Source organism: Trichocoleus sp. FACHB-591 (genome assembly GCF_014695845.1).
In the GTDB taxonomy this organism is placed as follows: domain Bacteria; phylum Cyanobacteriota; class Cyanobacteriia; order FACHB-46; family FACHB-46; genus Trichocoleus.
In genome coordinates, this window is sequence record NZ_JACJPA010000019.1 from 1 (window position 1) to 21,071 (window position 21,071).

Annotated in this window: 18 protein-coding genes and 1 pseudogene; 4 read left to right on the forward strand and 15 right to left on the reverse strand. The window is 47.8% G+C overall.

The genetic code is table 11. The features are described 5' to 3' along the window. From H6F90_RS30345 to H6F90_RS02790, 4 genes are all read left to right on the forward strand, one after another. A partial coding sequence (locus H6F90_RS30345) for a hypothetical protein (RefSeq protein WP_206756150.1) occupies window positions 1-204 on the forward strand: 204 nt, incomplete at its 5' end. 458 nt (window positions 205-662) lie between these two features. After that, window positions 663-2,489: a DUF4157 domain-containing protein gene (locus H6F90_RS02780; protein ID WP_190550031.1), complete on the forward strand. Its 1,827-nt coding sequence runs from the start codon at window positions 663-665 to the stop codon at window positions 2,487-2,489. A gap of 140 nt (window positions 2,490-2,629) precedes the next feature. Continuing rightward, window positions 2,630-4,891, forward strand: coding sequence for a DUF4157 domain-containing protein (locus tag H6F90_RS02785; protein ID WP_199295679.1), 2,262 nt, complete (start codon window positions 2,630-2,632; stop codon window positions 4,889-4,891). Between the two features lie 86 nt (window positions 4,892-4,977). Then, complete coding sequence (locus tag H6F90_RS02790; RefSeq protein ID WP_190550033.1) at window positions 4,978-7,077, forward strand: AAA family ATPase; 2,100 nt, start codon at window positions 4,978-4,980, stop codon at window positions 7,075-7,077. Window positions 7,078-7,097: 20 nt separating this feature from the next. On the opposite strand, the gene H6F90_RS02795 is transcribed toward H6F90_RS02790, so the two are convergent. From H6F90_RS02795 to H6F90_RS02860, 15 genes and pseudogenes are all read right to left on the reverse strand, one after another. After that, on the reverse strand, window positions 7,098-7,319 hold the full coding sequence (locus H6F90_RS02795) for a hypothetical protein (protein ID WP_190550035.1): 222 nt from the start codon (window positions 7,317-7,319) through the stop codon (window positions 7,098-7,100). Window positions 7,320-7,355: 36 nt separating this feature from the next. Beyond that, window positions 7,356-9,569, reverse strand: a complete 2,214-nt coding sequence (locus H6F90_RS02800; protein ID WP_190550037.1) for a hypothetical protein — start codon at window positions 9,567-9,569, stop codon at window positions 7,356-7,358. Window positions 9,570-9,642: 73 nt separating this feature from the next. Beyond that, window positions 9,643-10,311 carry a phage tail protein gene (locus H6F90_RS02805; protein ID WP_190550039.1) on the reverse strand — a complete coding sequence of 223 codons (669 nt, stop codon included), beginning with the start codon at window positions 10,309-10,311 and terminating at the stop codon, window positions 9,643-9,645. Then, complete coding sequence (locus H6F90_RS02810) at window positions 10,301-11,230, reverse strand: baseplate J/gp47 family protein (RefSeq protein WP_190550041.1); 930 nt, start codon at window positions 11,228-11,230, stop codon at window positions 10,301-10,303. Before H6F90_RS02810 ends, H6F90_RS02805 begins: the two co-directional genes overlap by 11 nt. A gap of 42 nt (window positions 11,231-11,272) precedes the next feature. After that, window positions 11,273-14,926, reverse strand: a complete 3,654-nt coding sequence (locus H6F90_RS02815) for a baseplate J/gp47 family protein (protein ID WP_190550043.1) — start codon at window positions 14,924-14,926, stop codon at window positions 11,273-11,275. A 4-nt stretch (window positions 14,927-14,930) separates the two neighbouring features. Beyond that, a complete protein-coding gene (locus tag H6F90_RS02820) occupies window positions 14,931-15,317 on the reverse strand; it encodes a GPW/gp25 family protein (protein ID WP_190550045.1) in 387 nt (128 codons plus the stop codon). Window positions 15,318-15,321: 4 nt separating this feature from the next. Beyond that, window positions 15,322-15,672, reverse strand: coding sequence for a hypothetical protein (locus H6F90_RS02825; RefSeq protein ID WP_190550048.1), 351 nt, complete (start codon window positions 15,670-15,672; stop codon window positions 15,322-15,324). A 1-nt stretch (window position 15,673) separates the two neighbouring features. Further along, window positions 15,674-16,360 (reverse strand): phage baseplate assembly protein V, encoded by a 687-nt coding sequence (locus H6F90_RS02830; RefSeq protein ID WP_242024304.1) that lies wholly within the window; start codon window positions 16,358-16,360, stop codon window positions 15,674-15,676. Then, the gene (locus tag H6F90_RS02835; RefSeq protein ID WP_190550050.1) at window positions 16,357-17,424 is read right to left on the reverse strand and encodes a phage late control D family protein; all 1,068 of its coding nucleotides are present in this window, start codon (window positions 17,422-17,424) and stop codon (window positions 16,357-16,359) included. The genes H6F90_RS02830 and H6F90_RS02835 overlap by 4 nt, the downstream gene beginning before the upstream one ends. 5 nt (window positions 17,425-17,429) lie before the next feature. Then, complete coding sequence (locus H6F90_RS02840; RefSeq protein ID WP_190550052.1) at window positions 17,430-18,128, reverse strand: LysM peptidoglycan-binding domain-containing protein; 699 nt, start codon at window positions 18,126-18,128, stop codon at window positions 17,430-17,432. Next, complete coding sequence (locus H6F90_RS02845) at window positions 18,119-19,444, reverse strand: hypothetical protein (RefSeq protein WP_190550054.1); 1,326 nt, start codon at window positions 19,442-19,444, stop codon at window positions 18,119-18,121. The genes H6F90_RS02840 and H6F90_RS02845 overlap by 10 nt, the downstream gene beginning before the upstream one ends. Further along, entirely contained in the window at window positions 19,444-19,986 is a 543-nt protein-coding gene (locus H6F90_RS02850; RefSeq protein WP_370587931.1) for a phage tail protein, read from the reverse strand. Before H6F90_RS02850 ends, H6F90_RS02845 begins: the two co-directional genes overlap by 1 nt. A 31-nt stretch (window positions 19,987-20,017) precedes the next feature. After that, a pseudogene (locus H6F90_RS31360) lies at window positions 20,018-20,182 on the reverse strand (DUF6760 family protein); the annotation flags it as partial. Between the two features lie 17 nt (window positions 20,183-20,199). Further along, on the reverse strand, window positions 20,200-20,565 hold the full coding sequence (locus H6F90_RS02855; protein WP_242024305.1) for a phage tail assembly protein: 366 nt from the start codon (window positions 20,563-20,565) through the stop codon (window positions 20,200-20,202). 17 nt (window positions 20,566-20,582) lie between these two features. Continuing rightward, a complete protein-coding gene (locus H6F90_RS02860; RefSeq protein WP_190550056.1) occupies window positions 20,583-21,035 on the reverse strand; it encodes a phage tail protein in 453 nt (150 codons plus the stop codon). Between the last annotated feature and the right edge of the window lie 36 nt (window positions 21,036-21,071).

The window sequence follows — 21,071 nt, forward strand, 5'->3', positions numbered from 1 at the left end:
TGCTATTCAACCGCTTTTTACAAGCAATGGAGTTTTCTTGAAGCGATCTCAACATCTCTTCCATTAACGAAAAAGGTCGTCATGGTTTGTCATACAAAGCATGTACTTTCCTTGAATTTGTCATCCCTGAAGGGCGAATTAGGAAGGAGGGCGATCGCTCAATTGTCCACTGTGCAAACTCTTGCAGGATTATTCTATTTGTGAAGAAAGATGTGACAATGCATAGCCATGTATAGAAAGCGATCGCTCAATCACAGACAATGCAAGCACTATGACTATTGTTTTCTTTATACAGAAAGATGTAACAATAGATAGGAAGAATTTTACAGTATCGTATTGTTTCAAACTATTTCTCTCACTTAAGAAGCAGGCACGCATCACAGATGATGAACGTTAAGCTGCGCTCTGTCCTTTGTCAAATCTAGGAAAACACCATGAGAGAGTTGCCCCCGCACAAAGTGAGTTCTTCAAAGAGGCAGCTAGGGACAGAGGCTGAGCAGAGGTATGAACGTCAGCAAGAGTTTGGACAGGCTCAATCTCGGTGGAAAGTTCAGAATCGGCAACCTCGTCCACCGATGCCAATACCAAAACCAAATTTTCGAGGTTTGTCTCAGGAATTAGCAGCTAGCTCGTCTCAGAGCCTAGTACTTCAGCCGAAGCTAATGATTGGTGCATCAAAAGACAAGTACGAGCAAGAAGCCGATCGCCTTGCTCAACAAGTTGTACAACATTTAAGTACTCCGCATTTAGATCAGTCCTTGTCAAATCAAGCCCTTCAACAAAAATCTGGTTCTAATGGGGGGAATCTGCAAATGAAGCCGAAGACTCAGCTCCAACTCGGCCAAGATGCTATGGTAGCAAGTCCAGAACTGGAGGCTTCGATTCAATCCACACGCGGCAGTGGACAACCGCTTGATAAAACAATTCGAGCATCAATGGAACAAGCATTTGGTGGCGTAGATTTCCGTGGAGTCAGGATTCACACAAGCGATCATGCTGATGCTTCAAATCGCTCCATTAAGGCGCGAGCTTTCACTACAGGAAAGGATATCTTTTTTAGACGAGGGGAATACAATCCAAGCAGTACAGAAGGACTAAAACTGCTTGCACATGAGTTAACACATACTATTCAGCAAGGTACGGGTGGCTTCCAGCCTCAATTAATTCAGCGCGCAATTGGTTTTGAGTTTGAATTTGGCACTTGGAAAACACAACACGATGATGAAAATCAAAGTCGCCTGGCTAAGGGAGAAAAAATTATAGAGGGACCAGGATATAAGATCGAAGGCGAGTATGCCGACGACAGTACTTCTGCGATCGAAGTGGTTACAAAACCATATGCAACCAAGGATGAGGCTTTAGTTTCAGTTGAGGATGCCCGTAAAAAGTTAGTTGATATGGTAACAGTGCATGAACAGTACAATGAGCCGCTCTCAGCCGCTGACTTTGGTGGAGACAGCAACATCAACATCATCCCAGGTGCTCCGATCGGAAAAATGCAAGCATCTCCATCTGTCTCACTAGACAAAATTCCTGAGTTATATCGTCACGGAGTGGGAACTTCCTACCAAGGCTATGTCAGTAAGTTTATCAGTGAGATGAACGATCAAGACTTTAAGGAGAAATTTTTAAACCAAGCAACTCCAAGTGAGGAGCTCGTAGGCCTAGTCATGTTGCTGGTATCTTACTTGGAACAAGGATCACGTAAGCAGGCACTTTTCTATCCAAAGTCAGCCTTTACGATTATGGCCCGTACCTCGTTCACTAAGATGTTCCAACTCGTACCTGAACACGAATTTTTTAGCGCTCGTAGAAATTTAGACAAATGGGTCAACATGGTTTTGACTATAGCCCAAAAGATGCTGCCGTCCTTCCAAAGAAAAGAGACTGGGGAATTCAAACGGAACTGGAATGTCGGTAAAGGCTTTGGATCTTATCAGTTGGACGCCAAAGACAAGCTGATTCCAGTAACGAAAGCACGATCGCTCAAGGAGCTCAGGAAAGAAGCGGTACTGGGAATGCCTTTAATGGAAATAGATCCATTATCTGGTGATCCAGAAAAGCAACAGTACAAACTGAATGTTACCCGGGATCAGTGGCTGCGAGATCTGCCTTATCAGGATTGGTTGAGCAAGGGTACAGATAAGCGCTTTGAAGGTATGGGAGCCTATGGTGAGTCTACTGACATCGAAGTTCTAGAGGATGAAGCAGAACATGCTACTGAAAGTTTAGTAGATGAACTAAATCTGGATAGTCTACATGCTGATCAACCGAAGAAGGCGCAACCTAAAGAAGCTCCTATTTTCGAGCTACGTGGGCTGAGAGATATGTTCGGCATTGATCAAGATGTAAACTTGGATAACTGGGCAGAAAAAGTTACAGCCGTCTTTAAAGTGATTGACAATACTAATCAGGCAACTTATAAGCCTGGAGGTAAGCCACAAATACCCCAGGATGTTGATAATCCTGATATTTGGGATAAAGTATAGGGGACTCGTGAACCGGGCACATCTAATTTTAGGGATGTACAGAACCAGGCAAAAGATCCCAGCAATTACGTCTGAACCAAATGAGTTATCGTTGAGTTTCTATTGGCGCTCGCCCTCTGCTACCGGGAGCTAACAGTATCATGAGATTGCAGCGCCTCAACCAAACCCAATCTGCCTCTGCAAGTTCTACCGTGCTGAGTGAAGCAGCAATTAAACCTCCAGAGCATCCTGTAATGCAACTGCAAGCAACAATCGGCAGTCATGCGGCAAGTCAATGCATTACCGTACACCCAAGAACTCCTGATACTCGGCAACCAATTCAGGCAAAGCCCATTTTCCGGGGCTTATATCAGGAATTGGCGAGTGAAATGAGTGAAGTTCAAACAACGCCATTGAATAAGCATGATCAAGGTACAGGCCAATCTACAGGCAACAACAGTTTGCCCAGCAATATGAAAGCCAGGATTGAGAGACTTTGTGGCATATCCATGGACGGTGTAAAAGTTCACTATAATTCAGCCCAACCTATTCAAATGCTGGCACGGGCATACACGCAGGGCGACGATATTTATATAGGACCAGGGCAGGAAAAGTACCTTCCACATGAAGCTTGGCATGTTGTTCAGCAAAAACAGGGGAGGGTTCGAGGAACAATACATCTTCAGGGCTTACCAATCAATGATGAGCCTTGGCTCGAACGAGAAGCTGATAACATGGCGGCACGAATAGCAGTAACTACAACAAACGAACATCTGCATCCAACTGCTGCTGAGTACCAGGGTAATAAAGTCAATGACTATTCCATGAGTCCTCCCAACAAGGACGAAAAGCCGATAATTCAGCAAGCTGTTTACTACTCATCCAACGCTAGGGGGCAACCCGAATATAAGATGCAGAAGACCTCAGTAGTTAATGCAGTCAAGAAGGAGATTGGCAATGATAGGACAGAAAAATATGTTAAAGAGATTGACCCCATCATTGATACAGTAATTAGATCACCAGATAAGATACTTTTGTCAAAAGTATTGAAAGACATCAAGGATATAGTAGAAAAAGCAGAAACAGTAGAGAAGCGTAAAATAGAGAAAACAAAGACTCAAATTGAGGAAAATAAGGCCAAGCGTGAGGAAGACGTAAAGCGACTATTGCATCCAGAATATCAAACTCCTGTAGTTGGTAACCCCACCGAACTTCACACAGAAGGGAAGACAAGATTCGGTTATGAAATGGAAACAGGTGGTCATCTAAAAGTTAATCCTAAGTTTGGCAATCAAATAGAAGGATATGTTAATCAGGCACTTGCAAAGTGCAAGGTCGCAGAAGATCTCGTTGTTGAGATGGTAATAGACGATTACAATCCTAGCAAGAAAGAAGTACAAGTAGAATTTAGGACTGCTCCTATAAATTCAGAGAGAATAACAACTGCTAAACTTGATTTTGCTAACGTTCAAGCAGCAATTCAAGCATTTCCTATATCTAAATTCGCCCAAAAAGGACAGGAGAAAATATCAAAAAAAGAGTCTCCAAAACCGAAAATGATATCCTTATCTAAATCTTTAAAGAAAGAAGATCAAAAAATGCTTCTAAATTGGGAATTGACACCAATATATGGGGAAATTGGACAATGGTTGTCCACTGTTGGTTCAGACAAGCCTAAATCTCCTACCTCGGTACAGCATGTAACTCATAGCCTACCGTTAGCGGGATTTCTAAAACTGGACAAGGCAGATAAAAATCTGCTATTGCCAGAAAGTGGTGAAATTAAGGAAATTGTGGAACTGATCGCGTACTTCTATGGCAAGCTGCAGGCCGAGATTCATGGAGAAATATTGTACATCAGTACTACAGGTAGAAATCGGACTAGCCCGAACTGTAAAACTCCTCTAGATATCCTAATTGGCATGCTTGACGAAGACAAGAGCGAGGATGGACCGAGGAAACAGATTCTCAACAAAATTCAGGGAAGCCTACCAAGGCTAGTTGTACTAGGTAGTCACAGCTCAGATGAAAAAAATCCAAGCCCCTATATTGGAAAACTTCCAAATCTGGAAACAAGCCTTAAGCCTGAAGAGATCAGAACATTAGGAGTAAACACAGAGGGAGAAAGAGGGTACCTGGGCAGTGAGGAGAAGCCAAGATTACCCTTTTTAGATACTGATAGGCGCGATGTTCGTGTACTTGTAGAACATCGATCTGGCCCGCTAGTCAAAGCGCTTAATGACGCAATACATGGGAAGAACATTCAACTGTTAAAGGAATTTCAAATAATTTTTCAAAAGCTAGATCAGGTTGAAGGAGATAAACTCTTTGAGCGTTGGTTTAATAGTGAGGCGAAGCAAACATCTCAGGTTGATGACTTAAAGGGAGAGGCAGAAGTATTAGAGGATAAGGCCCTACTTTAAGGTAAGGAATTACAAAACTTCTATGACCTGATTCAACTTGTCAGCTAGTCAGAGTCTGTATAACAACAGCATGTAGAACAAGGTTCATGTCCGATAACAATGACAACTTGACTGAATTATTGTCTCTCCTGAAGCGACTCGATCCCCTCCTCGAATATGCGATCGCTGCTGCTCAGTCTGCGTTTGACTTAAATTCTGCCAGTGACGCTGAGAGGAGGCTGGACGTTAATACCGAGGTTGATCGCCTGCTGACCCGTGAACCGGGTGCACCTAACTTTCAAGGATATGTAGAATCTGATGAGCCAATTCCAGCGATCGCGATTGATTCTGGATCTCGGCTGGATTGGTTGCAGCGCACTTTTAAGCTAGATAAGTTTGATTTGGATGTGGTGGCGATCGCTCTCGCTCCTGAACTCGATCGTCGTTATGAACGTCTTTATGCTTATTTGCAAGATGATGTGCGGTGTAAACGTCCCAGTGTAGATTTAGCGCTGAACTTGCTTTGCTCGACGGCGATCGATAAGCTTACTCGACGGGTTCACTTTGCTCCTGATGCACCACTGGTCTGTCATGGATTGCTCCACTTGATGCTCGACCCTAATCAGAGCAAATCTACGCTTCTGATGCACGAACTGCACTTAGATGAGCAGGTGGTGCGTTTCTTGCTGGATCAACCCGGATTAGATAGTCAACTGGCTGGCTGGTGTCAGTTAATGGCAGCGCAGGTTCGCTTGCAGGATCTACTGTTGCCAACTGAATTAAAGCGCAGTTTGACCAAATTAGTTAAGCAGAAATGGGCACTTGAGCAACCCCTGCGACTTTATTTTGAGGGTAGCGATCGCCCTGGAAAGCGCCAAACCGCAGAAGCGCTAGCCAAGATGTTGAAAATTCCTTTGCTGGTTGTTGATCTGCCTCGAATGCTCAATGTCAAAGTTGAGTTTGCCTCGATGCTGCAACGAGTGTTTCGTGAATCTTGGTTTCAGAAGGCGCTCTTGTATTTCGATGGATTTGATATCCTGCAAACTGATGAACAGGCAATCGCCAATCAATCTTTGCTCGCCCAACTTGCTGACAGTCACGGAATCACTATTGTGGCGAGTCAGCAGTCTTGGGTGCCTAGTGCATCAAAGCCTCTAGGCATAATCACGATTAGTTTTCCCATGCCTGACTTTGCTCAGCGACAGCGCTATTGGCAGAGATATTTGAAACTGGCAGATCTCAAACTGGATCAGGTTGATTTAGAGGCGATCGCGGCTCGGTTTCGTCTCACCTCTACCCAAATTGCTGAGGCTGTAGCGACTGCCGTGCACAATAGCCAATTCAAAAATCAAAAATTAACCACTTCTGATTTGTTTTCCACAGCTCGTGCTCAATCAGGTCATGACTTAGGAACACTGGCTCGGAAGATGGAGGCAAGGTATACCTGGGACGATATTGTTCTACGGCCAGACCAACTGACTCAGCTCCAAGAACTTTGTAATCAGGCTAAATATCGTCAGCTTGTCTACGAAGAGTGGGGCTTTGAGCAAAAGCTGTCTCTAGGTAAGGGGGTGAACGCATTATTCTCTGGTCTGCCAGGTACAGGTAAAACAATGGCAGCAGAAGTAATTGCGAATGAGCTACAACTTGACCTCTACAGAATTGATCTATCGCAAATTGTTAGTAAGTATATTGGTGAAACTGAGAAAAATCTCGATCGCATTTTTACGGCTGCTGCAAGTTCCAATGCAATTCTGTTGTTTGACGAGGCAGATGCTCTATTTGGGAAGCGATCGGAAGTTCAAGATGCTCACGATCGCTATGCCAACATTGAGGTTGGTTATCTTTTACAGAAAATGGAAGAGTATGAGGGGATTGCCATTCTGACTACCAATCTCCGCAGTAGTATTGATGATGCCTTTGTGCGCCGACTTCAGTTCATCATTGATTTTCCGCTACCTAACCAACAGGAACGTTTCCAGATTTGGCAACAGGTTTGGCCCCAGAAACTACCAAAGCAGGAAGATCTAGATTTTGAGCTGCTGGCACGACAATTCGAGATTACAGGGGCCTGTATCCGGAATATTGCTTTGGCTGCTGCGTTTTTAGCTGCTAGTGATGGCAAAGTCGTAACACTCAACCATATAACTCGTGCGACTCAACGTGAATATCAAAAAACTGGCAAGCTGTTTTTAGAGAAGTTATAGCGATCGCACTCTGCGACTCGCTACGAGACTTCTATCATTTCTGAAGAAACGCTGCCGTTGTCTTCAATGTTTGTAAGCTCAGGTTCTGCCAAAGTTTCCTCCAGAACTTGAATTGCACCGCTGATGCGTAGTAAAGTCTCCCGCACGCTAGCTTGCTTCGCTTCTAAATCAGCTAGCATCTTTTGACCTGCCTCAAATTCAGTCTTAAGGGATGCCAAGCGTTGTTCTAGCCTCTCTCTCATTAGTCTTCTCTCTTTACTTTTACAAAAAATCGTATCTTAAAGAGCATTAGTAGCTTTGGCAAAACCTGTTCGAATTGCCATTAGCCAAATAGTCCAGTTTTCGTTAACGTTATGAGTCCGAAAATCAGCCCTGATATGCCAGTATCCATTTGAATTGGGGTATGCATAAACTTTGATGATTTCCCCAGAATCTTTTTCATTGATGTCCCCAACACCACTATGGAAACCAGCAATGGTACAGAGCCAATTACTCGTACTATAGCCAGTGTTATAATTAGTGTCGTCGCCGATGTTAGAATACTTAGTTATTTCAATTGGCTTTTGAACAATATCGATGTTGCCATCGGGATTAATTGTCATTGCTTCAATCACCTGACGACTTGAAGAACCTTTAGTTTGAGTTCTAAAACGTAGACCAATATCTCTATTAGAGTTGTCATCCCTCGCTTGTAGATAAGCAATACCTCCCATGCCATATTCCTTCAACTGAATATGACCAGTTAAATCAATGTTGGCTGTGGTTCCACTCGTACCCATCATAATGTTGCCATTTGCGTCCAGCGTCATGATCGGGTCTTTACGTTGACTTCCAGGAGTGTATAGTTTGACGGTGTCTGTATTGTTCAGCCATTCGACACCTATCAACCTGTGAGTCCCATTGGGCCAGTTATTTGCGGGGTCTACAAGCAAGTAGCCATTCTCCCCGTAGTCGATCGAAATATTTCCACCCGTCACCTGTAGTTTTGTTTTAGGATTGTTGGTGCCAATGCCAACATTGCCGCGATCGAAAGCAAGAACTGAGTTGTAAGCAGTGCCTAAATTCGTTTGATCGAAAACCCACTGTACAACGCCATCACTGACTGATGTCTTAAGATTCAAATAATAGTTTGCAGGCTCTTTCTTGGACTCGAAGCGAATCGTATCGCCATCATAATCCTTTGGTGTCTGTATGGTTAGCTTTGCCTTGGGATCGCCTGCACCAATACCAACATTGCCAGCTTTAGGGTTAATGACTAAAGCCCCTCCTCCGGTATTCTCAATCACAGAGGAGGTTCCCCCTGCTGTGAGGGGACGCACAATAAAGTTGGAGCCAATATGTTCCAATTTCAGGCTGGTATCAGTCGTTGCATTAGCCAGCTTGACTTCTAACCTTGCATTCGGCCCTATTGTGCCAATGCCGATATTGCCAACCTGATCGACCACTAAGCGATCGCTACTGCTATTGACATCTGCAAAGTGCCATTTGCCATCACTCCCTGAATAGATGCCATAGGTTCTAGCATTTGTTGCAGTATTTCTGAACTGTAGCCCTGACCCCCAGCCCGCGCCCGAAGAGTTGAGAGAGAACGCCAAATCATTGGTACCACCGCGATTGATTTCCAGCCCACCGCTGGTGGTAGAAGTTCCAATGCTGACATTTCCAGTGGTGCGGTTAATGCTGAGGAGATTTGTATTCAACACCTGTGCGTCTCGGTTGCTACGCACTCTGAGAGTATCTGTAGCAGTGTCGTAATCGATTCCCATCTGAGGAACGGCATTTTCGTTGGCAAAGGAAAGTGCCCCACCTTGAATCGAGAGCTTGTCTTTGGGGAACTTAGTGCCGATACCAACGTTGTTGCTAATGCTAAGGCTCCCACTTAGCACTGCTAAATTGCTCGCTTCTTCTCCACCAGAGCGCAAAGTAGGACGGGCATTATCCGAGCTGGGTAGGCTGATGCCTGCATATTGCCGCACAGTTGGATCGTTACGATCGATCGTCACCAGGCCACTACTACTCACGTTCAGCCTCGCCAATCGAACCCCAGCTAGGGGAGCCTTATCTCCCAGTTTGACCACAGTAATTAATGGCCTCTCATGCCAGCGCCGATTCGCTTTGCTGCCCTCCTGGGCCATGTCTGATTCAATCTCCTGGTAAGAGATAAAGATTTCAACTGTTTGACCACGATAACTTTCGAGTCCAACTGTTTCGGGAGGGTCGCTCGGTACCAGTACAATTTGGCAACCGTTTTGATCGATCGCAGTACCCGGCGCGATCGTGGCCTGAGACTTAGCATCTCCGTTGTTGCCATCCCCAGGCTCAACGGTCAGTCCATCGACAATGCCTGAAACATGCAGATAGCGGAGGGAGCGGCGTTGGCGATCGAGATGATATTTCTGCTCGTCAATAAAGTCTTGGTCTTTGAGAAACTGAGCATCAAAGTAGCGCACCCGCTTACTGATGTAATCATATTGGCGATAGTCGGCTGGCATTGTAGGCTTTCCTTAACTTCTGCGCTGTCGTGAATGGTTTACATCTTGCTGAGTCTCTAGCTCATCGCTTGACCTACCGAGTCCCCAGAATCGTATTCCGTCCTAAAATTAGACCTCCTTGACTGAAATCGTTGATGATCTGCATGGAGGGCACCAGAATTTGGAGCGAGTAGAAGGTGTGAGCGGGTTTCTCCTGATTGAGAATGGCGCGGGCAATCTCTTCTTTCTTACGTAATAAGTCTGGGTTGCTGGCACTTAGGGTCATCTGCACCTGAAAGTAGTGAGGCAGGTGGTCAAATTCATAAATTTCTACTTCTTCGTTGGTATATAGCTCTAGCAACCGCTTTAAGCCAGCCTTCGTTCCCCGGAGGCGATACAGCGATACCATCTGGCTAATAAATCGTCGTTTGACCTCTGGCTCCCAATCATCGCGGAGACTCAAAGCCACCCAACTCGCCAGCCAAGGCAGAAACTCATCCGGTGTGCGCTTGGCTTGCAGACTGTCAGGTGTCTCTCCAGATTGAGCGGGATGAGGGTCAAAGTAGGTGTGGATGCGATCGATATACTCTTCTAAGCCAGGTTGTTGAGGTAGTGGATCAGGATGATCGGGGTCATTGGGTAGCCCTGTCAAGATCCGCTCAAACGCCAGCAAAAAGCGGCCCATGAATGGCTCCGCCTGCAAAATCCCTGGCAAATACTGGAGGTAGTTACTGGTGCGATCGCTTTGATTACTAGTTGTCATCGGTTTGCCAAGCCTCCGTAATGGTCAAGGTGCTGTCATCCGCGACCTGAACCAGATGGTAATCCGCTAGCGTCACATTATTGGTGCTACCTTGGAGCCGCACGTTCTCCACATAGTCCACTCCGGGTACGCGATCGAGTAATTCGTAAACCTCAGAAACATAAACATGACGACCAAACGGCCACCCTTTGCCATCTTTCCCGCCTGACAAGGGATGAAAAAAGTGGAGAATCGTTTCCCTAGCTTGTTGTTGAACGGTGGTAGAGACCGCACCTGCTTCCAGATAGAGTTGTGCCGTAATCGTGACGGTCTGATAAACAGGACTCACAACATGGTGACGAGTCGTGAGGAGTCGTCGTTGATCCAACCACTGCCAGAGATTTCTCCGCAAGGCAGTCGTAGGCTGGGGTGTATTAGTCTCCCAGGCAGCGGGCACCACAATCAAGCTGAGATGACCTGGAGCTTCCTGGTCCCATCTCTGCTGATCCGGAAGAGATAGATTCCGCTGAGGTAAGCATTTAGCGCGTTGGATGATGCCTTGGCTCCCTAATTGCTGAGCCGCAGCGGTATGATGCCAATCGCCTAGGGCGAGTTGCTCAAAGTCCTCAGCACTAACCGCTCGATAGCGACTACGTAAGGACAAAATGGTTTCTCGAATCGCCACTGCTAAATCCTGAGGTGGCATGGCATCGGGGCCGTTCAGCAGCTTCAAAAACGTTTCATAATTCTGCGCCGGAATACGATTCACCCGATAAAGCACAATTTCTGTGAGCCAGGAGAATAACTCTAGCAGAATCACCCCTGTATCCGAAGGGTTGTGATCTGTCCATTCAGGATACTCGCGGGCAATCAGCGATCGCACTTCCTCCAGTAAGTCTGCGTAGGTATGGTCATCTAGGTTAGGGAGAGGAATGGACATAGCAACAACGAGTAAAACAGAGAGTAAGAGAGCTTGAGAACTTTATGTCAGCAAAGTAACCTGGTGCTTGCCAGAAAAGATCAGAAAGCGATCGCGCTCACTGGGATCTAGGGGGGTAATGCTGAGATCATCACCGAGTGAAGGGATACTGACGATCGAGAGATCTTCCACATGGTCAATCGTGGGAATAGCCTCCAAAACAGCATAAAGGTCTGACTTATGGGGCCGCCGACCAAATGCCCAGCCCTGTCCAGATACTCCGCCGAGCAGGGGGTGTAAAAACTGCGTTAGAGCTTGGATGGCAGCCGCTCTAGCAGCATCAGAAACAGCAAAGGAAGTGGGCACGAGTCGAGTGATGACGGTGATTTCGACCCAAACAGGTTCAGTGATACGGAGATCTAGGGTGGGAGTACAGCGATCGCGGATATATGCTTCCACTCGGTCTAGCAAGCCTAGACTAGGAGTTGGCTGTTGAGCAGAGCTGCTGGGCACAATCAGCAAATCTACCCTGCCAGCATCCTCGACATGAGGCTGCCCTTGGGCTGGAACACTCAGGGATTCATTCAGGGAACCACCCGGATAAGTAATGGTTAAGGCTCCGGTGATGAGGTTATCCGTCAAGTTAACAATCATGACCGACCACTCTACACCTAAGGCTAGGTCTTCATCGGTAACCAGATACTCCAAAGTTTGATTTCGTTGCGCTTCCTGGCTAGCGTAGGGACTGGCTTGTCCGGGTCCATGAATCTGAACCTTTAACCGAGTGGTGTCAGTGCCACTAGCAGACGTTAAGCCCTCAAGATTCACGCTGATCGGGCCTGAGGCTGGCATCCGAAACCCATAAAATGGTAGCCATTCTAGCCCCTCAGAGGCAAAATGTGGGGTAATCGCTTTGGCGCGTGCTACTTCCGATGAAGCTTCGTAAGCGAGATCTTCCATATCTTGAGCAGTGACTGCTCGTTGCTGATGGCGTAGGGCTTTTGGTCCCCGCTCCTTGACTCGCTCTAGCGGCTCTTGATCCGCTCCACCTCCCGCAGGTTCCAGATTGGTGACGCGATCGAGGTAAGGAATTGTGGTTTTCAGTTGAGTGATGGTTTGGGCGGGGAGATTGCCGTGTTTGCCACCCCCATTCGCATAGGTGAGACGGAGGAGGTTCGTTCCAGCAGGAGGAATCATCCCTTGCTGTCCATTGCTAAACCGCAGGGTTCCTGTCAGCCGATCTAAAACATAGTGGCGATCGTGGGCACTTGATCCATAAAAATCGGGCACTTCCTGCCAACGCACCCAGACAGCCTCCACCGTTCCAAGTTCATCCTGAACTACAGTCATCTCCTGAGTAAGGGAAGTTTCTGGCAATGTTCCTTTTGCCGCCAGCAATGTTGCTTCTTGAACTTCCAGCGCTTGTCCTAGCAAAACTGGAGTTTGACTGGTGCGAAACATCTGGTCAGGATTGCCATTGCTCGGCCCCAGCATTTCATGAATCACCGTGGTTGCTTGAACAGCCCAGGTCGTATTCGTCAGCACGCAGTGTAGTTGGGGATGAACTCGAAAGTCACCTGCTTGCCACCGACAGCGCAACCAATACAGCGATCGCCCAAACTCAATGTGTGCTGCAAAATCAGATGGCCCAATGAAGTGAATCAAGCCGCGTTCTTTGAGGTTGCCCGTTTCGTCAGTCATCCCTAAGCTGGCCCAACCGCCAGGCGAACGGTATTCCCAAATCAGTTGGGCAGGGTAATCGGAGGAGTTACTATTGGCGATTGCTCCTGGTGAAGGGGCGTCAATTTGTAAATAAAGGGCGATCGTGCGGTTGGTGAAAGAGCGATCGAAGCCAAGATAGAGAGTGGGAACCTCATCTATGATGGGAAGAAAGGGCTGAAAATCTCGCAGAATTTGGCTACCATGATTGTGATTGCCTATCAGGGCAGTGCTGAGGATAACCAGGTTTTGAGCTGTATCAATGCCTGCAATCTCGTGGATTTCCTGACGGGCGCTGTCTGGTTCAATGCGTAAGCGATCCCCTATTTGGAGTCCATCCACCTGATGCAGCCGGAGTGTTTGTTCACCTGCTTTGCGGTCCTGAGCTAGCGTGAAGCGATCGCTGGCTAAGGGATTCAAGTAGGTGAGCTGATGATAGACGCGACAGGCAGAGATCGGCGAACTCGTTGACGCGGTGTAGCTTAACTTCAAACTCTGGAGTAAAGGAGGCTGAACAGACGTTATTTCTCCATAGTGGCCTTTGACCAGGCGAGCCCGTATCCAATAGTTATTCTCCCCATTGACAGTGGTGGCAGCTACTACAGCGGGCAGTCGCAACACGACACCAGAAGTATCACTGGTGAAATTAGCGGCAGATACCCCGGCACTTTTCTCTTTAATAATCTGCCAGGTTTCTCCATTCCAGGCTTCCCATTGAATGGCCACCCCACCATCCGTTTTGGGTGGATAGTCATCATTCAGTTCCAGCTTCACTGTGACTTGTGTGCCTGACTGAGAAAAGACTTCCTGGCTGGCTAGGTATAGGGTGTCATTGAAGCGGGGCTGTTCACCAAACGGGTAAAAGTCTTTACTGGTATCGATCGCTGTGGTATTGAAGAAATAGTGATCAGGGCTAAGGTTCTCGCGATTGCTGGCTAGCCGAGCCTGAATATTTTGAATCTGAAAACGGGTAGACGTATCTCTCAAAGGGCTGGCTAGTTCAGCTCGCAACCAGCCTGCTAGCTGTCCATCTATCGGGTGAGGAGTCAAAGGTGGCAAATTCCTCAGCGTCACAGTCCACTGAAGATCCCCAGATCCTGAGGTACTCTCGATCGGCTGCCAACGCGTTCCATGCCAAAATGACCAGGTGACAGGTAAGGACGCGAGTTGCGCACCTTGCGGAGAATCAAACGTCAGAATGACTGTTTTAGCTCCAGGCAACGTCAGCAAAGCATCGCAGGCGAGATAGAAGCTGTGTTCCGTTGGCTGGTCAGCCACAAATAGTGGGAAACTGCTGTCAATTTGGCCTGTGGCGATGGCCGTGCGATCGCTATACGCATCGATATCTGGTTCATATACAAAGGCGGCTTGCAACTGCGCTGGGGTAATCAGCACATCCCGCTCGGTTTCAAATACCACCTCCTCAGTCGCCCCTTCCACCGGAAGTGCCGCAATTTGGGTTTGGGCAGGCACCAAGGCATCTACAGTGCTGTTTTCCACTAGGTAGAACGTCAGCGGCACCCGCGCGGGTTGGGGTGGCAAGACCTGGGTGCCAATCAAGTTGAGAAATGCCAGAAAATTTTTCTCTGGAACTTGATTTAGGCGATCGCGCACCAGGGTAGCAAGGTGACTAAAGATGCGGATCAGCGCCCAACCTGCATCAGGTGGCACCTGGGCGTTGGGCAGTGACCAGACGCTTACCTGCTCCAGCCCCGGAATTTGGCTAATTCTCTCAGCCAAGGCAGCATCAATCAGCCTTCCCCAAGCGATCGTCTCAGAGGTTTGCGGGTCGATCAAGTCTTGGTCTAGCAGCCGACCGACAAGGGTATCAATGGTTGGGCTTACTTGTGCCGCTCCAGGTGGTTTCCATCCAGAGCGCACAACTGCTCCGTCGAGTGCTGCCCCTTCAGTTCGGGTAAACGCCTCGACTAACATTGCAGTCTGAGCCACAATGCTGTCGTAGGTGCGCTGGTCAATCTTGGGGGGCAACGGCGACATAGAGCTACTCAAGATAGAACGGATAGACCAGGTTAAATCGGTTGTTGGTGGTTCGCACCTGGTAACTAATTTGAATCAACAGGTGGTTAGGCTGATTCGCCTCAGAAACGGCATCAACATCGAGCACATCAATGCGAGGTTCCCAGCGGATTAAGGCGAGATGAACTGCATTCACAATCTGTGCGATCACCGCCGCACCGTTATTAGAGAAAACTAGGTCATGAATGCCACAGCCAAAGTCAGGGTGCATTAACCTTTCTCCCGGCGCAGTACTGAGAATCATCCAGATCGATTGACGCACACAGTCTTCATATCGCGCCATTTCGATCTGTCCTGTGGCTGTGAGCTGTACAGGCGAAGTCCAGCCAATCCCTAAAAAATCAACCTCCATCGCGCTAGGTTCCTTTCACCCGCGTCTGCGTCATCAGAATCGAGAGGGGAGCATTAATTGGCAGACAGGTTGACTGACTATCTGCTAACAAAACTGGATTTCCCATCACTTTGATTTTCGTGGCTGCCGTATTCCAAAAGGCTGTGGTACAGGGGCCTACGTTTGTGGGTGGGGGTGGAGGAGGATTGACACAACCTGCGATCGGTGTGGGCGAACCTGGGGCCCCGGATGGAGATAGTTTGACTGCGATCGGTTGTCCCATCACTTTGACTTGCGGAATTAATGCGGTGAACTGAGCTTGCCCGCTATGGGGACATTGCGCCACTGTCCTTTGATTGAGTAAATAACCAGGCATCCTACATAATCTCCAAAGCAGGGTCATTAATTGTTACAGGGTTACCCTTAAGCTTGAGGGCCGCTTGGGTAGTAATGCTACCAGTGGCTTGAGAGTGAATTTCACAACTTTGCTGGGTGGTAATGGAGAGTTTGTTGCAGGCGATCGCCACTTCTCCTTTTTCGCTCTTGAGGGTGAGCTTACCGCCCACTTCAATGGTTAAATCTTGTCCCGCTTTGATGTTGAGAGTGTTGGTGTTGGAGTCGATGACAATTTCATTCTTGGCAGTTTTGTCACGAATGATAATCTTCTCTCCGCCTGCGCTGTCATCTAAGATGATCTGATGACCACTCCGTGATTTAATCATCCGCTGATTGTTCTCACCATCACTGTTGGTCAGCGGCGGTTTATCTACACCATTCCATAATGCCCCCAAAATATAAGGCGACTGGATATCTCCATGGGCAAAAGCCACTAGAACTTCATCATCTACTTCTGGCAAGAAATACAAACCTCGGTCTGGGCCTGCCATTAAACTGGCGACTCTGGCCCAGTTGCTTTCATGGTCGAAACCCACCCACGGAAATTTAACTTTTACCCGTCCCAATTTTTCGGGATCTTTGTTATTAGAAACAATTCCGATGGCGACACCATAGAGACGGTTTCCGTCCTGACGCGCACCATTGTCGATCAGGCGACCCATGATCATGCCCAATTCCTCCTTACCGTGAAATCCGTGCGATAACCTTGGGCGGGAGAAAAGCTGTGGGTGACATCAGTGACTGTATATTGCCCACTAAAGCGCTGGCCAATGCCCGTAATATTCACCATCCCCCCCGCTTGCAAATCGGTGCGACCCTGACAACTCCCATCTCCCTGGATGTAGTCCATTGCCATTTCTTCAAACAGTCCCGCTGCCATTTGGTCAGTTTCCGCTTTACTGTCAGCCGAGGAGGCAAAGTTGATAACTTTGGTGGTGCCAAAGACTTGAGTCGCCGTTTTAGAGCCACTGATTCCTCCTCCTGGAGCTTCTGGACTACCCTTGGCAATACTCACCACCTCTTGTTTCTTTTTGATATCCCAACTGCGCGTCTCAACTTGTGAAATCTGTTCCATCGTACTTAGACGGGCAGAAAACTCTAGCAACTCGTCGCGATCGAAAGATAGGGTAATCGGTCTCAGGGCATTGCGGCGGGGTTTTTGAAAATACAAGGTTTTATCCTCAATCCAGACTTTGTAGCCAATTTTTTCGGCTTGCTGCTGTAAGAATTGCATTGCGGTCTGATTGTGCAGCAATACATAATCCAGCTTGATTTGAGTGTCTTGGATTTTATCAACCTTTAGCCCCGCAGCCCTGGCGATCGTAGCCACAATATCACTCAGTTTTATTTCCTTAAAACTTTGAGCTTTCATGCCCCGTTGTAAGCGGTGGCCTAAATCATAGGCATCGACATTGATCGTGCAAGCACTTTCCTGGGAGAAAGTAGAGGATAAGTTGGTGATCTCTGCAAAGATGATTTTTTCCAGCCGATTGCCATACCCTAAATACACTGCGACGGTATTGCCGATCTTCAATTTATCATCATCTACCCAGGTATACCGATTGTTGATTAAGTCCTTACCTGGTAACTGTAACTGTACATGGCTCAGTAACCCTAAACCCTCTGAAACGGTAAGGCTCAACAAATCTTGTTCTAGCGTTGGCTGTCGACTGTCATTGATATAGATTTCTACTCGCGGTACTAGAAGGCGATCGCTACTTGAGGCCAGCATAACTATCAAGCTCCCCGACCCGAAGTCCGATCAATTCGCAAGGGAGGCACCGTTAGTTGTTGACCAGGCACTAAGCGACGCGGGTTGTCCATTTGATTGGCATCGGCAATTAGTCGCCACAGCGCTGGATCATTAAATTCTTCCATTGCCATGCTGCTGAGGGTTTCTCCTCGTTTGACTGTTCGGACCGGGTCATCAATCGGGTTTTGGATGCGGATCTCTAGTTCTGGATCGAGAACTTCTTCAAAGGTACAGTTCAACAGCGCCCGTACCGGAGTCCCATCTTCTAGAAAGTGGGTCAGGGATTTAGTGACTGACTTGAGAAATCCCCGTGATAATAAAACATTGCCGCGTCCCCAGGTCAACTTACAAAAAGGAGGCCGATTTTTTCCCTGTTTGCGGGTGAGGTTGTAAATCTGTTGCGTGTGATTGCGGACATCCTCCGGTCGATATTTGCTCCATCCATCTAAGAGGAAACTCGGGACAGCTTCAGATACTAGATTAGTCAGCAAAGAGGTAGAGGCTGGCAATGTGGTGTCAAAAAATAAATTGATGGTGAGCGTAGAGGGATTATTCTGGCCCACCAACTGACCATTTTGCTGACTCCAGCCTTCGCGGTTGATCTGGATTTGTTCGGGATTGAACAGAACTTTGAGCGGTAGGAAAACGCCCTCAACTTCAATCTCCAGCTTCTCTAACGCCATTTTGTCTTACCTCTGCGTTCATTCTCAATCACCAATCGTTGCATCAACCGCTTCTCGACTTGTTTGGTTAATGCTTCTACATCTACTGTGGGTTGAGGATTATTAGTAGGGAACTGCGGTTGGGGAGGAGAAAAAGAAGCAGTGTGGGCTGTAGAAGCCTGGGGTACTTGAGGCGATCGCGTTCCTATCTGTCGGGAGTTTGCTACCTCGGAAACACTACGGCTACTCTGCTGATCTTTTTGTTTTTCTTGCTCTAGATACGTCTGCACTGCTAGCACTAGAGGATTAGTGAATACTAGAAGAGTTCCCTGTGAACTGGCTGGCTGTGAGCTTGGTTGAGTTCCTACTGGCAGTACTCGATGTGAGGCACCGTTGCTGACTTGAACTCTAGCTTGTGTAGAACTAGCTGAAGAAGGTACTGTCAAAGATTGAGGACTGGTAGTGGGAGAGGTGAATGGAAAAGCAGTCTGGGGCGTAAAAGACTGCGGTTGAGGTGAAATACTGGGTGGAATAAGCTGCGGATATTCCTGTAACAGTTCGAGTTGAGGGCCGAGTGGGTGGGCAACAGCCGCAAGCCGTTGAGCCTGCACAATGGAACGTGGAGAAGATTGGAGGGAGATAGGTGTCGCTGCTGACAAAGATAGTTCAGAGTCGGGTAGCCCGATAAAATCCAGGGAAGACGGTGAGCCAGGGGTAGGGCTGCTAGCGATCGCCTTGACCACAGCTTCAGGTAAATTGTTCGAGATTGACTGAGTGACAGTGGGTTGGTTGATTGGCACTACAGGAGGAGCTGGTGAACTAGAAAAAGATGATTTAAGAGCGGACAAGGGTTTTAAGTTAGGTGAATTAAGGTGTTGAGGATTATGGAGCGTCGGAGCAGCAGGGGCGATCGCAGCAGGCTGGGCTAATTTAGCTTGCGCGACAGGGCGAGATTTTGGTGGAACCGGAGAGGTGGCAGAGTTAGCAAATTTCGCTTGAATGACTGTAGGTGGCCCTGACCAAGCCTTTGGAGCTGTTGATTGAGTTGGTTCGTCAAGCAGTGTGCTGTCTATCTGAGGTAGTGGTTGAGCATAGACAATCGGAGGTTGATTAACTGGATAGGAGGCGATTCCTCCTTGGCGTTGAGCAAATTGCACAAGTAAGGGAAGACGATCGCCTAGACGTTGTGTGCGAGCAATTACCTGTTCAGCGAACTGGGGCTTCATCACGCCAGGCTGCACGGACTGCAGTAACCGCCGCAGTAACCCTGAATTCAGAGATGCTTGCCAATGAGTAGGTGCTAGGAAGTTATCCTGCTGCACAAACGACTCCTTCATTAGAAACCTGTAAAGCCAGCGATCGCAGCGGCACCCCTGGTAGCTGATAGGAGGCGCGAGGCCATGGGTTTATCAATGCCCTGATGTACGAGTTCAATGCGTTCGATCGCAACTTCGGTGGCACTACTGGCATTAAACTGGGGTCCAGACCATCTCACTGGATAGGCATTTTTGAAATTCCACCACATCGCAGGTAAATGCTGACGATCTAGCAGCATGATGGTGCCATTCTTGAGACGAATATCTCCTTTGGCAGCATCCTGATACCAGCCCCAAACTGTATCCATATCAGTGACACCACGGCTCAGAACCAGATTGGGATACTGCACCCTGGTAGGAAAGTGATGCACAAAGTCATTGCGCCCTCCTTCCTGATATTGCTCCACGACGATTTCACTTTCCAAGCCTGTGACTTCTGTAAACCCCCCAGCGATCAGCCCCTCAATCTCCACGAGGAAGTTGTAAGACATATAAGGGTCGAGGCGAACACCCAGTTGACCAGTTGTTCCAGCAAAGACAGCATTTAGGGGCACGATCGCCACAGACTTCTCCTTTAATAGATTAAGCTACCGATTAGAACCATTGAGCTGAACTTTTGGTCGGGGAGGGGTTGATTTGTTGATTAATTCGAGTAATTTCTCCTACCCACTGCTGACGTTCTCGATGCTCCAGAGACATGATTTGCTCATAGGACCAGTGGAAATGGTAGGCCAGATACGCTACCTCCTCTCGTAAGCGATCGGAGGGGTAGCAAGTTACTCCCCCACAGGTACGGGTTCTACTTCAAACTCTCCCTGACAATGAGGACACATCACGGCGAGACGGCTATGCCCATTTTGATTGATCCGTTGGTAGAGGTCTTGCAGGTAAACTAAATCTGCAGAAAATAAACCTTCCATCATCTTGGGATTGAGCTGTTGTAGGGTGCCCAACTGAGTAATTACCCGCGCTAACAAAATCAAAACTAGATAGCCTGGATTCGCCTGCACACGTGGATCACGGAGTGGAGCGATCTCGTCGTAGGCTGTAGAGAGTCGCATCACCCCCTCCCGGTGGAGATTACCTTCCGCATCAAGATAACCGTGGGGCAATGTAAATGGAAATTCAGTGGGCTGCATCATATCCTATCCTTCAAACCCTAAGACCATTTATCAACCTTAATACCCTCGTGAACCAACTCCAGAGTTTCGATCGCGGCTCCATCGGTGGTGGCATCGAGATCGGGGGCATTCCAACCTGTCGGCCAGCAGTTGGTCAGGTTCCAACGGATCTTTTCACTCCCGGTTTGATCGAGCAACACAATCGAAATTTCTCGACGATCGAGATTTCCATTCATCACGTTTTGTCGCCACTTCCAGAGTTCATCGTTATTGGTGATTCCTCGTTGCAACGTGATATTGCCATAGGTATTCAATCCCGGTAGCTTCCGCATGGTAGGCGGATCAGTACCCTCGCGGTATTCGCCCGCATTCTGACTCGTCGTTAAGCCAGAACATTGGCGAAAACCAGCATGGAGAATGCCATTCCACTCCACATAAAAGTTATAGCCAAGATACGGATCGGGATTGTGAGCGGGTTTAATACTGGGCACCGTCAAACCTCCTAATAACAGCCAGAAACTAGAGAA